The organism is Binatus sp. (SeqCode) (assembly GCF_035272065.1).
GTDB lineage: Bacteria > Desulfobacterota > Binatia > Binatales > Binataceae > Binatus.
In genome coordinates this window covers 1-12,862 of record NZ_DATEQZ010000071.1, presented here as the reverse complement: position 1 = coordinate 12,862, position 12,862 = coordinate 1, and the positions used below count along the sequence as shown (strand labels likewise).

At 60.4% G+C, this 12,862-nt stretch carries 10 protein-coding genes and 1 pseudogene; 3 read left to right on the top strand and 8 right to left on the bottom strand.

Annotated features, from left to right (window positions below; all coding sequences use genetic code 11):
* Positions 1 to 49 precede the first annotated feature (49 nt).
* Complete coding sequence (locus tag VJX68_RS13860) at positions 50 to 433, bottom strand: dual specificity protein phosphatase family protein (RefSeq protein WP_324096298.1); 384 nt, start codon at positions 431 to 433, stop codon at positions 50 to 52.
* A gap of 49 nt (positions 434 to 482) precedes the next feature.
* Between VJX68_RS13860 and VJX68_RS13855 the strand changes: the two genes are divergently transcribed.
* The 3 genes from VJX68_RS13855 to VJX68_RS13845 are packed head-to-tail and all read left to right on the top strand — an operon-like array spanning position 483 to position 2,876.
* On the top strand, positions 483 to 1,739 hold the full coding sequence (locus VJX68_RS13855; RefSeq protein WP_324096297.1) for a cellulase family glycosylhydrolase: 1,257 nt from the start codon (positions 483 to 485) through the stop codon (positions 1,737 to 1,739).
* Complete coding sequence (locus tag VJX68_RS13850; protein WP_324096296.1) at positions 1,736 to 2,455, top strand: hypothetical protein; 720 nt, start codon at positions 1,736 to 1,738, stop codon at positions 2,453 to 2,455. Before VJX68_RS13855 ends, VJX68_RS13850 begins: the two co-directional genes overlap by 4 nt.
* 16 nt (positions 2,456 to 2,471) lie before the next feature.
* The gene (locus VJX68_RS13845; RefSeq protein WP_324096295.1) at positions 2,472 to 2,876 is read left to right on the top strand and encodes a GFA family protein; all 405 of its coding nucleotides are present in this window, start codon (positions 2,472 to 2,474) and stop codon (positions 2,874 to 2,876) included.
* A 25-nt stretch (positions 2,877 to 2,901) separates the two neighbouring features.
* Here VJX68_RS13845 and VJX68_RS13840 read toward each other — a convergent pair whose 3' ends face one another.
* The 7 genes and pseudogenes from VJX68_RS13840 to VJX68_RS13805 all read right to left on the bottom strand — a co-directional run bounded on the left by VJX68_RS13840 (position 2,902) and on the right by VJX68_RS13805 (position 12,652).
* Entirely contained in the window at positions 2,902 to 3,801 is a 900-nt protein-coding gene (locus VJX68_RS13840; RefSeq protein WP_324096294.1) for a crotonase/enoyl-CoA hydratase family protein, read from the bottom strand.
* A 14-nt stretch (positions 3,802 to 3,815) separates the two neighbouring features.
* Positions 3,816 to 4,283, bottom strand: coding sequence for a MaoC family dehydratase (locus tag VJX68_RS13835; RefSeq protein WP_324096293.1), 468 nt, complete (start codon positions 4,281 to 4,283; stop codon positions 3,816 to 3,818).
* Between the two features lie 363 nt (positions 4,284 to 4,646).
* Positions 4,647 to 5,844 (bottom strand): annotated as a pseudogene (locus VJX68_RS19155) (acyl-CoA dehydrogenase family protein).
* A gap of 211 nt (positions 5,845 to 6,055) precedes the next feature.
* Positions 6,056 to 6,847: a DUF1499 domain-containing protein gene (locus tag VJX68_RS13820; RefSeq protein WP_324096290.1), complete on the bottom strand. Its 792-nt coding sequence runs from the start codon at positions 6,845 to 6,847 to the stop codon at positions 6,056 to 6,058.
* Between the two features lie 182 nt (positions 6,848 to 7,029).
* The gene (locus VJX68_RS13815) at positions 7,030 to 8,898 is read right to left on the bottom strand and encodes a B12-binding domain-containing radical SAM protein (protein WP_324096289.1); all 1,869 of its coding nucleotides are present in this window, start codon (positions 8,896 to 8,898) and stop codon (positions 7,030 to 7,032) included.
* Positions 8,899 to 9,103: 205 nt separating this feature from the next.
* Complete coding sequence (ptsP, locus tag VJX68_RS13810; protein ID WP_324096288.1) at positions 9,104 to 11,479, bottom strand: phosphoenolpyruvate--protein phosphotransferase; 2,376 nt, start codon at positions 11,477 to 11,479, stop codon at positions 9,104 to 9,106.
* A gap of 84 nt (positions 11,480 to 11,563) precedes the next feature.
* The gene (locus tag VJX68_RS13805; protein WP_324096287.1) at positions 11,564 to 12,652 is read right to left on the bottom strand and encodes a nucleotidyltransferase domain-containing protein; all 1,089 of its coding nucleotides are present in this window, start codon (positions 12,650 to 12,652) and stop codon (positions 11,564 to 11,566) included.
* Positions 12,653 to 12,862: the final 210 nt, after the last annotated feature.

Here is a 12,862-nt window from a genome sequence, read left to right as displayed (position 1 = left end):
GAGCCGTCGCCAGACAATAGTCAATTCACCCCAAACACATTAGATGTGGCTATCGATTGTGGATACCCAGCCAGCGCCGCCGATCCTCGATAATCGGGCGCCGGCTCTTCAGCAGCGCGTACGCTTCGTCAATCGTCTTGCCGCGCTTCGTCTTCAGGAACCACGCCACCACCAGCGGCGCGCGCTCGCATCCCTCCTCGCAATGCACCAGCACGCGATGCCCCAGCGCGAGTTCTTCGTCGATCAGCACGGCCGTCCGGTCGAGCGTCACGACCCCTTCCGCAAGGAACGGCATGTGAATAGTGTGCGGCGGTTCACCCTCGGGCACGTCGGGCAGCACGCTGATGATCGTGCCGTCGAATTTCTGCGCGTCCTGCAGATCGCCGACGAACAGACCCGCGATTATCTCGCTCTCCTGCCAACTCACGGCCATATCATTGCGCAGCTTGACGGGCGAACGGACATTGCGTCAACCTCGCGCCATGAATCTGCCACGGCTGCACATCGAAGGACGATGGTTCGTCGACGAACACAGGCGCCGCGTTATCTTGCGCGGCGTCAACCTGGGCGGCGATTGCAAGGTACCCTACCCCGACGGCGGCACAAATTTTCCCTCTGACTTTTCCAACCATCGAGAGGTCTCTTTCATCGGTCGTCCGTTTCCCATGGCCGAATCCGGCGAGCACTTCTCGCGACTGCGCGCGTGGGGCTTCAACTGCCTGCGCCTGCTGACTACGTGGGAAGCCGTCGAGCATCGCGGCCCGAATGACTACGACGTCGCATACCTCGACTACTTCGCCGAGTTGTGCCGGCTCGCCGGTGACTATGGCTTCTATGTATTCGTGGACTTTCACCAGGACGTATGGAGTCGAATGACCGGCGGCGACGGCGCGCCCTGCTGGCTATTCGAAAAAGTTGGAATTGACTATCGGCGAATCGCCGAATCGGGCTCCGCACATGTAATGCAACATCTATATGACTATGCGCGCGGCGGCCGCCAGGAGGATCGCTACCCGACGATGAGCTGGTCGGCGAATTCGCGCCGTCCCGCCAACGGTATCATGTGGACCCTGTTCTTCGCCGGCCGCGACTTCGCTCCCGGACTGACTATCGACGGCGTCAACGTGCAGGACTACATGCTCGAGCACTACCTAGGCGCGATGCGCGAGATCGCGCGCCGCATTCGCGACTTGCCCAACGTCATGGGCTTCGACTCGCTCAACGAACCCACTCCCGGATGGATCGGACAGTCGCTCAGCTATCGTCATCTCGCTCCGAGCGACGCCAACGCCGAACGTGCGATGCCGGGTCTCGCCTGGTCGCCGCCCGACGGCCTGCTGGTGTCGCATGGTATCTCGCGCTCGATACCAGTGCTCGACTTCGATCCTGCGGCAAAGGCGGCCGTCCATAAACGGGACCAGACGATCAATCCCAACCGTATCTCGATCTGGGCCGAAGGTCGTACCGATCCCTTCGAGCAGGCGGGCGCGTGGAAACTCAATAAAGACGGCACTTTCGAGGTTTTTCGCGACGACTTTTTCCAGCGCGTCGGCGATCGCAAGGTCAACGTTGTCGAAGACTACATGGGACCATTTTTCGCGAGCGTCGCCGAAAATATTCGCGCGATTAATCCCGACTGGCTCCTGTTCGCCGAGCTCGATCCGCTCTCGGGCTTCTTCGGACCGGGATTCCCGACACTCCGCCCAACAGCGTCAACGCCGGCCATTGGTACGACGTGACCACACTCGCGACCAAGATGTTCAGTCCGAACTTCAGCCTTGACGTCCTGACCGGCGAAATCGCGACTGCCGCTGAACAGATCCAGGAGCGCTACGAACGTCAGCTTGGTAAACTCGCGAAAATGTCTGAGACAGTGAACGACGGCGCGCCCACCCTAGTCGGCGAATGCGGAATCCCGTTCGATTTAAATGGCGCCGAAGCATACCGCGCCTTTCAGGCCGGCGATCGCAGCGATACACCGTGGACTCCTCACATCATCGCACTCGATCTAATGTATAATGCACTGGATACTCTGCTCATCAATAGTACGCAATGGAATTATACTGCATCGAATCGCAATGATCTGGCTATTGGCGACGGTTGGAACCAGGAGGATCTGAGTATCTTCTCGCGCGACCAACAGACTAATCCCGCGGACATCAACAGCGGTGGCCGCGCGCTCGCCGGCTTTGTCAGGCCATACGCAATGGCTACTCAGGGTATTCCGCAGAAAGTGAAATTCGATCGCATCACAGGCTTGTTCGATTTCACTTTCGAGTTCGATCCATCCGCGCGCCGCGCAACCGAGGTATTCATTCCGCGCCTTCAGTATCCGGGCGGATGCGAGATCGAAGTGATCGGCGGCGTCGCCGAACTGGATCTCAACAACCAGCGCGCCATCGTCAAGGCCGAGCGCGCCGGCGAAGTTCGCGTTGTCATTTGCCGCAAGCCCTGAACGGGAGGTGTTCGATATGACCAGGGGAAGCTGCCTATGCGGCCGCGTGGCCTTCGAGGCCAGCGCTCAACTCGAACTGCGCAACTGTCATTGCTCGCGATGCCGCAAGTCGCGCGGCGCGGCATACGCCACCAACCTGTTCGTGCCGGCAGGGGCATTCCGATGGCTTCGCGGCGATGATCTCGTGATCACCTATCGGCTGCCGAACACGCAAAGATTTGGAAATTCGTTCTGCCGTATCTGCGGGAGTCCGATGCCGCGTGCGGTGCCGACTCGCGACGTCGTGCTGATTCCGGCGGGCGCGCTCGACGACGACCCCAAGATTCGGACGAGCTGTCACATCTACGTCGGCTCGAAGGCTCCCTGGCACGAGATCACCGACGATCTCCCGCAATATCCCGAGGGCCCCCCGCCCGCGTGAGGGAGACCGTCATCATGGTTGTCAGCTAGCTGTATTTCCGCTCCTGCCACCACGGAAAGTACACCGGCATGTCCTTCGAGACCTTGTCGGGAAATTTTGCCGGACGTTTCTCCAGGAAAGACGCGACGCCCTCTTTCACATCCGCCGAAGAGCCGCGCGCGAAAATTCCGCGGCTGTCCACCTTGTGTGCTTCCATCGGATGATCCGCGCCCGCCATCTTCCACAACATCTGTCGAATCAGCGCAACCGCGACCTGCGATGTATTGTCGGCGATTTCGCGCGCGAGTGCTCGCGCCGCCGGAATGAGTTGATCCGGTTTGTAGATCCTTTTGACCAGCCCGCCTTCGAGCGCCTCTTCGGCCGCAAAGACGCGCCCCGTGAAGGTCCACTCAAGCGCCTGCGAGATGCCGACGATCTTCGGCAGGAACCAGCTCGAGCAAGCTTCCGGCACGATCCCGCGCCGCGCGAACACGAAACCGAAGCGCGCGTTCTCCGACGCCAGCCGCACGTCCATCGCGAGTTGCATCGTCACGCCGACGCCCACCGCCGGTCCGTTGACCGCCGCGATCACCGGCTTCAGACACTCGAAGATGCGCAGCGTCAGCCGCCCGCCGCCGTCGCGAACGGCATCGTTGCTCCAATCAACCGTGCCGTCGGCCCTGATCGCGGCGCGACGGTCCGCACGATCCTCGCGCGTCGAATCGAACGTCCTCGGACCCGCTGACAGGTCCGCGCCAGCGCAGAACGCGCGCCCCGCGCCCGTCACGATTATCGCGCGCACGTTGTCGTCCGCGTCGGCCTTGTCGAGCGCGTCGATCATCTCGTTCATCATGATGCCGGTGAAAGCGTTGAGCTTCTCCGGCCGATTGAGCGTGATCGTCGCGATATTTTCCGCGACCTCGTAAATGATCTGTTCGTACGCCATCGACTAATCTCCGCCTACTTCACGAACAGCATCAGAGCTTCGTACACGACCGCCGGCTTTTGCGAACCAACGACCTGGATTTCCGTCTCGCGCGTGAGCATCGTGCCCATCGGCCGTGGCTCGACCGCGATCAGGCGCGAGCGCGCATGCACGCTGGCGCCCGCCGGCACGGGCGCCACGAAGCGCAGCTTGTTCGCGCCGTAATTCACGACGTTACGAAATCCCGTGATCGTGTATTCGTCGGTATTCTTGAACGCGGGCAGCAGGCTCAGCGTCAGAAATCCGTGCGCCACCGGCCCGCCGAACGGACTTTCCTTCTTGCACCGCTCGATATCGATATGAATCCACTGATGGTCGCCGGTGACGTCGGCGAACTGGTTGATTTTTTCCTGCGTCACGTGAATCGGCTCGCTCCACGGACCGAACTCCTTGCCGATCTTCGCCGTGAGCGCCGGTATATCGTCAAACTTGATCGTCTGCATCGTCGTTCCTCTCTTCTGTTTTCGATTGCACTGCAATCCATGAAATTCTTCCTCGGTTCTAGCCGAGTCGGGTTTCATAATGCAACTGAAGAGAGGTCTGAGCAGGCGTTGCGTTCGGCGATCGGAACTTCATATACCGTGGACGATCGCGCCGAACAGGTAGCCAAGCCCGATAAACAGCAGAATCGTCATCCAGAATCCCAGGGAGAAAAACATCTTCGCCATGGCCGTCATCCTCCGCGGAATCGTACGAGCACTTTCCATGCCCGCACGAACCGGCGAAGAATTCGAGACGGTCCGCGCCGCGAGACCTGTAGAATTTACAGCTTGCCGAAAAAAAACGAGAACTGTAACTCTTACCGCTTACTGATTCGCCACCTCCAGCTCGATCCTGTCCGCGTATTTCTTGATCGCCGCCTCGCGCAGCTTTGGAATTTGCTGCGTCGGGAACAAGCCGTCGGTCGCCTTGTAATCGCGCAACACCTGCCGCGCGAGCGTTGTCTTGTGGACCTCGGTCGGCCCGTCGGCCAGTCCCATGTGGAAGCTCTGGATCACCTGCTCGACGAACGGCATCTCACCCGTCGCGCCGAGCGATCCGTGCAGATGCAGCGCGCGCGCCGCCACGTCGTGGAACACCTTGGGCATCAGCGCTTTCACCGCCGCAATATCCTTGCGCACTTTCAGGTAGTCCTTGTAGCGATCGATCTTCCACGCGGTGCGCAACACCAGCAGTCTGAACTGCTCGATCTCCATCCACGAGTCCGCGATCTTCTCCTGCACCATCTGCTTGTCCGCCAGCCGCGATCCCTGCGTCGTGCGCGACAGCACCCGCTCGCACATCATGTCGAATGCCTTGCGCACCTGCCCGATCGTCCGCATCGCATGATGTATGCGTCCGCCTCCGAGCCGCGTCTGTGCCACCACGAACGCGCCGCCGCGCGGCCCGAGCATGTGATCCTTCGGCACGTGAACGTCTTCGTGGCGGATGTACGCGTGACTGCCGCCGCGCTCATGCGTGCCAACACCGAGGTTCTTCAGAATGTTCACGCCGGGAGTTTCCTTCGGCACGATCAACATGCGGTTGTATTCCTTCGCGTCGGGATCCGTCACAACCATCACGATCCGGATCGGCGCCGCCCTGAGGCTCGGTCATCGAGAACGCGGACACGATTTCGTTGTCGAGCAGCGGCTGCAGGTATTTTTTCTTCTGCTCAGGCGTCCCGTAATTCGCGAGAATCTCGGCGTAGCCCGAATCAGGCGCCTGGCATCCGAATACGATCGGCGCATAGGTCGCGCGTCCCAAAATTTCGTTCATGAGTCCTAGCTTAACCTGCCCGTAGCCTTGCCCGCCGAGCTCCGGCCCGAGATGGCAGGCCCACAGCTTGCGCTTCTTGACCTCGGCCTGCAGCGGCCGCACCAGCGCGTTGCGTTTCGGATTGCGCACGTCATACGGATGGCAGTCGAGCACGAACTCGAGCGGCTCGACCTCCTCGCGCACGAATTTTTCGATCCAGTCGAGCTCCTTCTGGAACTCGGGCTCGGTTTCAAAATCCCAACTCATGATGATTCCTCCTCCGTGTAGAGTGTTGTCCCGCCGACGCGCTCGAACTGGAACTCACACGCCGGATTCTCCCAATGCGAGCCTCTTTTACCAGCGCACGGACGGTTGTGGCGTTCTTGTCATTGGGTGCGGGGGTCACCCCTGCCCAAGGAAGCGTGAAACCCACGGTGGGTTTCACATTCAATCACGTGATTTGCCCTTCCCGCACTCTTCAGTGCGGGGGCTTCTTGGCGTTCTGCTTGTCTTGCTCTTCCTTGTAGACCTCGTCCATCTTCGGCTCGAGCGCTTCATAGAATTGCTTGATGTGCCCGACGTTGGCGCCCAGGTCGCCGGGGAAGTAGCGCAGGATCGAGGTAGTGCCGGGGCGCGCCAGCCCGGAGCGCGAGCACACTTCGATGTCGCCTGACGGGTCCATCGTGATCCTCACGTCGTCCTCAAATTTGAAGAAGCGCGACGTGTAGATGCAATCCAGGGTGAAGTTGCTCGGACTGGACTTGACGATCCTCCATCCGCCAAGCGAGTTGACAGTATCCTGTGAGAGTTTGAACAGCTTGTCGCGCGAGATTCCCGGGTATCCGCGGCGAATCAATTCAGGAAATACATCGTCGAGCGGCGCCGGCGACGCATTCGACACATCGTTTCGGGTCGTCTGAGGTCCCGCGGCGCCTTCTCTTTTGGCGGCCTTCTTGTGCGGCGCGGTAGCGGCCGCAGTTGGCGCCGCCGGCGGTGGATTTTCCATCACGCAAGTCACCGAGCCGGAACCTGTCGCGCTGGCGGCCGCGGAGTTCATCGTGACGAAACGGACTACGCGCTGGCTGAAACCGGGTCTTTCAAAGATTGTTTCGTTGTTCAGGATCATCGTGACTCCCGCCGCTACCACCGCCACGGCCGCGAAAAAAATCGCAAGGCGGATAATCAGCCCGAGCAAGCGGCGTAGAACTGGAATGAAGATCATTGCGGTGAGGACGACGGCGGCGATGACGAGTTCGGGCGGCGTGAACATAGATGATGAATTCCCCGGAGGAATGCCTAGCCGTTTAGATGGCGTTGGCGCAAGCGGGACGCGGATAGTTCCGCGCCGATGCGGCTGCTAGGGCCGGATCGCACCCAAAAAGCGCACCGGCGCGACCCTGATTCGGATCGCGCCGGTATTCGGTAAGTTTGTAAAATTTCGTTTTTCGTGGCTTACGCCGGAGCCGCGGCGAATCCCTCGCCACCGTCGCCGCGCAATATCGCGTCGAAGCGCTTCCCGCCAAGGTAAAAGCGACGCGCCTCGTCGTCGGTGACGGCCGCGCGGCGGACGTCGCGCCGGCGAATCGGCCAAATCCCGCCGACCATCGGATGCCGTCCCTGGCGATAGCTGAAAAAATAGTACGTGAACTGGCGGAGCACGCCCTTGCGCGCTTCCGCACCGAGTCCGTGTCCCGCGCATACGGTGAACATCGTGTGCAGGAAGCGGGGGACCGTGTAGAAGCCCTTGTAAGCGTCGCGATACGCCCCCAGCCAGCTCTCTTTATCCAGCTTGTCGTGCTTGAGCGTGACGTGCTGCGAGTCGAGCTGGTTGAAGTCCCAATCGATGATGGCGCCTTCCTTGGTGAAGCGCACCTGGTCTTCGGTACCCGGCAGGGGAGTCATGATGAAGAACGACACGATGTCGAAACCGATCTTCTTGAGCGTCGCCGCCGCGACGCGCCCGCAATCGGGACCGTCGAACGGGAACCCCAGCATGTAGCCCGCGTGCACCGACACGCCGACCTTGTGCCAGTTCTCGACGACGCGCCGATACTTGTCGATCACATGCGCGCGCACCGCTTCCAGTTTGCCTTTGTGCTGGCGGTCGTCGGTGTTCTGGTACTTGGTCGCAAAGTTCAGGTTGTCGGGATTCAGCGACTCGATTCCGACGAACGCCTGGTAGCATCCAGCGGCCGCGGCCAGCTCCGTGAAACGCTTGCTGCGCCGATGCTTGGCCGTCTCAGTCTCGCCCTCGGCGACATTCGCGTAACACGACGCATCAACGTCCACCTGCATCATGAAGGAGAGCTTGGGATACTCCTTCTTCACCTCGACGAGGCCTGTGAGAATCTCCTCCCATCGTGGCGATCGAAAAAAATCGTCATCGACCAGGAACAGCGACTCGATACCGTGATGCTGGCATGCGTCGCGTACCCAGCTCACGACCGCGTCCGGCTCGCGCGAGCGCATCGTGCGCCCCATCACGTTTTTCACGCTGCAGTACGAGCAGGTGAACGGGCATCCGCGCGAAGTGTCGAGCGTGGTCATCGTGTCGTTGAAAAATCGCGTCAGGTAACGATCGTCGAGTACCGGCAGCAGCGACTCGGTGATTAGCGGCACGATGATGTCGTCCTGGCCGGTCTTCGCGCGAATTCCCTGCGTGACCGAATAACTGAGGCGCAGCCCGCCGCGCAGAAAATCCTCAACGATATCGCCCCAAATATTCTCAGCCTCGCCAACTACAGTCGTGACGCCGCATTGGTTGAGGAACTTGCACGAGTCCGGAAACCCGCTGACGTGGAAGCCGCCCATCATCGTGGGGACGCCTTCCGCGACGAACTGCAGCGCGAGGTCGCGCCCGCGCGGATACTGATTCGATTGCACGCCTGCCAGTCCGATCAGCAACTCGACGCCATCTTCGCGCGCCTTTTCTTTAATCGCCTTGATTGTCTCGGGGCTGACGATGCCGTCGCAGTTTTCGTCCCAAATTACCGTTTCGAGGCGGACGTTGCGCTCGACCGCGTAGCGCTTGTTGAACGCCTCGTTGAGCGCGGTCATCACGGTCAAAGTGTTGTTCGGCTGGACGCCGTAGCGGAAATATTGGACGAAGCCGTCCTCGTCGTAACGCGAGGGCTTGATGAAATAGACGCGAATAGTGCGGCAAGGCTCAGGCTTGACGGCGGCATCTGCCGTCGCACCCTCGCGGGCAGTCAACTGGAGCGCAGCCGGCCGGTCACCGCCGTAGCGATTGGTTCCCAAGAGCCAATAGAGAATAGAAGCCGCGAAAACGAAGAATGCGCCAAGAAAAACGAGAAATCCCATGAATAGATCCTCTAGATCCTCTGCCTTTGCAGCCTACCCCGCAACCCACGCTGCCCAAGGTATCCGAATGCGAGATCGAACGGTATCTAACCGGTCGGTCAGAAATCAGTAAACAAATCCCGACCGGAGTTGTCAACCATTCGATTGAACCACGTTAATGGCGCCAAAGTCGAGGAATTAGCCGGGTAATCCGCGCGGAGCGTACCTAGCGGTACATTTCGACCAGATTGATTAGGCCCAGGTCGCGGTAGCGCTCGATCAGGTAGCCTTTGATTTCCTGCACGCTGGCCATCTGCAAAGTCTCGCGCGCGATCAGCCGGGCGGTCTGATAGTCGACCTCCCGAATGACTTTGCGCACCACCGGAATGAACAGCGGGCTCAGGCTCAGTTCGTCGAGACCCATCCCGACCAGTAGGAGCGCCGCCAGCGGATCGCTGGCCATCTCGCCGCACAGGCAGACCTCCTTGTCGGCCGCGCGCGCAACGTTGACGACTTCGCCGATGGCGGAGATGACGGCGGGATGCAACGCCTCGTACAGGTGCGCAACCTTGGGATTGTTGCGATCGGCGGCGAGCAGATACTGGATGAGATCGTTGGTGCCGATCGAGAAAAAATCGACCTCGCGCGCAAGCCGCGGCGCCAGCCACACCGCCGACGGCACTTCGACCATGATTCCGACTTCGATATTGGGATTGTGCTCGAGCCCTTCCTTGTACAGCTCGGCCTGCGACTCGGCCAGCAGCTCCTTGGCGCGGCGCAATTCCTCGAGGCTCGAAATCATCGGGAACATGATGCGGACGTTGTGCTTGGCGGCGGCGCGGAGAATCGCGCGGAGCTGAACCTTGAACAGCCCCGACATCTCCAGCGAGATGCGAATCGAACGCCAGCCCAGGAACGGGTTGTCCTCGCGCGGCACCCGCATATACGGCGGATACTTGTCGGCGCCGATATCGAGTGTGCGAATCGTGACCGGGCGCTTGCCCAGCGCCTCGAGCATCTTGCTGTATAGCGCGAGCTGCTGAGTCTCGTCGGGAAAATCCTCGTAAGTCAGGAACGAGAATTCCGAACGCAGCAGCCCTACGCCCTCGGCGCCATAGCGCAGCGCCAGGTGGATGTCGGCGAGCAGCGCGATGTTGGCGAGCATCAGGACGCGATGGCCGTCGCGCGTCGCGGTGGGCGCGTTGCCCTCCTCAATCAGCTCTTTCTTGAAGGCCTCATAGCGCTTCGACAGGCTCACGTAGTCGCGCTCGATCTCGGTACCGGGATTGACGTAGACGACGCCGGCGTTGCCGTCGAGCACGAGCTGATCGCCCTCGACGACCGATTCCATCAGATGTTCGACCCCAACGACGGTCGGGATTTCGAACGCGCGCGCCAGGATCGCCGCGTGCGAGGTGACCCCGCCGGATTGCAGCGCGATGCCCGCGAGCTTCTCATGGCTGACCATCGTCAACTGCGAGAGCGTAAGCTCCTCGGCGACGATAATCGTCGGCTTGGTAAAGGGCGCGCGCTTTTCCTCCTGCCGCAGATGACGCAGCACGCGATGGCCAACGTCGCGGAAGTCGGTCGCGCGCTCACGCAGGTAGTTGTCCGCGACCGCCAGCATCGAGGTGCTGAGTTCCTCGATCACGCGAAACAGCGCGCTCTCCGCCGTGTAGCCGTTGGCAATCGTGTCACGGATGCGCCCGACGAACTCCTCGTCTTCGAGAATCATGCGATGGGCGTCGAAGATCTTCAGGTCTGACTCGGGCATCATCGGCTCCATCCGCACCCGCAGCGTCGCCAGCTCGGCCAGCGAACGGGCCAGGGCCTCCTCGAAGCGCTTGGCCTCGACCTTGGGGTCGCGCGACTTCTGATGGCGATCGACGCTGCTCAGAAATGTGCCGACGACGTGCGCGTTGCCCTGCGCAAATCCGGGCGACGCGGACAGCCCCGCCAGGCGCGGGCGGCGAATCTTGGCCGGCGCGGCGTGACGCGTCTTGCCGCCGACTTTTTCGTAGTCCTTGAGCTGGCGGTTGGCCTCGATCATCCGGCGCTTGTATTCGAGCCGCTCTTTTTCCTTGGTCGCGAGCGATTCGCGCAGCCTGAAATGAGACAGGATTTGCGCGACCTGGTTGGCCGCGGTGCTGAGCAGCCGAATTTCGTTCTTGTTAAACTTGCGCCGCTCGAGCGTCTGCGCGACCAGCACTCCGAGCGGCTTCTTGCGGCCGTCGCGAACCGGCACGCCGAGAAAAGTATGGAAGCGCTCCTCGCCGGTCTCGGGAAAATACTTGTAGCGCGGATGGCTGATCGCGTCGGGTACGTAAACCGGCTCGTCCTGCTCGAGCACCAGTCCGACCAGTCCCTCGCTGAGCCGCATCGAGACTTTGCCGACCGACTCGCGATCGAGCCCGACCGTGGCGCGCAGCACGATTCGTTCGCGCTGCGGATCGAACAGGTACAGCGAACAGACCTCGGCCTCCATCCCGCCCGCGATCGCGAAGGCCACGCGATCGAGCGTCTCGCGCAAATCGTCGGAATGCTCGCCGCCAATCGAGGACAGATGCTCGATCAGAGCGAGGCGATCCTTGTTGGCACTCATTTATAAAGTCTCAGGTGAAGTCTCAGCAGCGGCGCAAAAAATTTTATCGGATCGATCGCGTCGCGGACAATGCCGCCGCGAGATTTAATCCTCGTCATAGTCATCTTCACGACTCTCGAAGCCCGGCGGAAGCGCAGCTTGTCCACTTTGCGTGTTTGAACGTCGGTCGTTGATTCGCTCGACGAGGCCCGGAATCATCGACGTAAGCTCGGAAGGAAGCGCTTTGACCGCCGGATCGTCGAACCTCAAATTGAAGTAGTCCAGTGCGAGTTGCACGATCGCCTCTGCCTGACGGAGATCGCGTTTGCGCTTGATCGGATCTCGCGTCGGCTGCAGCGAGACCCACAGCTTGTGCAATGCGAACACGCGCGGCTCGGGTACCACGAATCGAACCGGGAAGCCGTTGTCGGCGATCACAATCTGGGTCTTCGGCGGCAACGCAGTCAGCCATTCGAGCCCGCGCAACTGTTCCGCGACAAGATCATGGCCGCTGCCGATGCTGGTGAACGCGAGTCCGCCGGAATCGATTGGCGCCCGAATCAAATCGACCATGAAGCCCTTCGCGTTGACGGCGCGAAACGATCTCTTGCGCTGCGGTTTGAACGTCGCGTCCACGTCCTGAAGGATTCCGAGCAGTCCTGGACTCCGTATCGAGCCGGCCAGTTCGATTTCAGCTTTAGTGTTCAGGAGAGTGTCGAGATCCTCAGTCTGAAGAAGTCCCGCTTTGAGCTGCACCCCCGCCGCCATTTCGTAGGCATACATCGCATGGCTGCCGAGAATAATCAGATGGCTGCCGAGCAGCCCGCTCGCGTCGAGCGATCTTACGATGTCAGCGGCAAGCCGCGGAACGCGATTCACTCCCGCAGCGACGCAAAATTTAGCCTGGCGGGCGACCTCTTCATTGATTGATTTGATCCGCACATCGAGGTCGCGCTTGGTCTCGGTAAATTCCCGGTAAACTCGCTCGGTCTGCGGCGAGCGTGGGCCGAGCGAGCGATTTCCGCCCGTGCGGTCGGTGATACGCACGAGGTAGTCGTGGTCAGCGACTTTCTTCCAGTACAGTCCGCCGCGAAGTGTCCGACGCTCTACTTGCAGGTCGATCGAATGTTCGTAGAGCTGTGCAGTATCGACCGCAATTCTGCGCTGCTGGGCAGTGAGTTCCTTTGGCTTCAATGAGACGTTTTCCTTTCAAATTTCTGGAATGATGATTTGAGAGGAAATAATAGCATAATCAGGTCTATATCGATAGAAATGACGATATCCGCAGCTGAGTTTTTCCTTTCAAATTTACCTAAAGAGTCAAATGAAAGGAAAATGCTTGTGTTTCAGGACTTTTTCGATGCGCTAGCTGGCAGGCGGCGACGGCTCGAACGGTGCCAGCAC

Excerpts from the sequence above, each read along its gene's own strand:
- VJX68_RS13860 (WP_324096298.1), bottom strand. The coding sequence starts at position 433 with ATGGCCGTGAGTTGGCAGGAGAGCGAGATAATCGCGGGTCTGTTCGTC.
- VJX68_RS13855 (WP_324096297.1), top strand. The coding sequence starts at position 483 with ATGAATCTGCCACGGCTGCACATCGAAGGACGATGGTTCGTCGACGAA.
- VJX68_RS13845 (WP_324096295.1), top strand. The coding sequence starts at position 2,472 with ATGACCAGGGGAAGCTGCCTATGCGGCCGCGTGGCCTTCGAGGCCAGC.
- VJX68_RS13840 (WP_324096294.1), bottom strand. The coding sequence starts at position 3,801 with ATGGCGTACGAACAGATCATTTACGAGGTCGCGGAAAATATCGCGACG.
- VJX68_RS13835 (WP_324096293.1), bottom strand. The coding sequence starts at position 4,283 with ATGCAGACGATCAAGTTTGACGATATACCGGCGCTCACGGCGAAGATC.
- VJX68_RS13820 (WP_324096290.1), bottom strand. The coding sequence starts at position 6,847 with ATGTTCACGCCGCCCGAACTCGTCATCGCCGCCGTCGTCCTCACCGCA.
- VJX68_RS13815 (WP_324096289.1), bottom strand. The coding sequence starts at position 8,898 with ATGGGATTTCTCGTTTTTCTTGGCGCATTCTTCGTTTTCGCGGCTTCT.
- ptsP (WP_324096288.1), bottom strand. The coding sequence starts at position 11,479 with ATGAGTGCCAACAAGGATCGCCTCGCTCTGATCGAGCATCTGTCCTCG.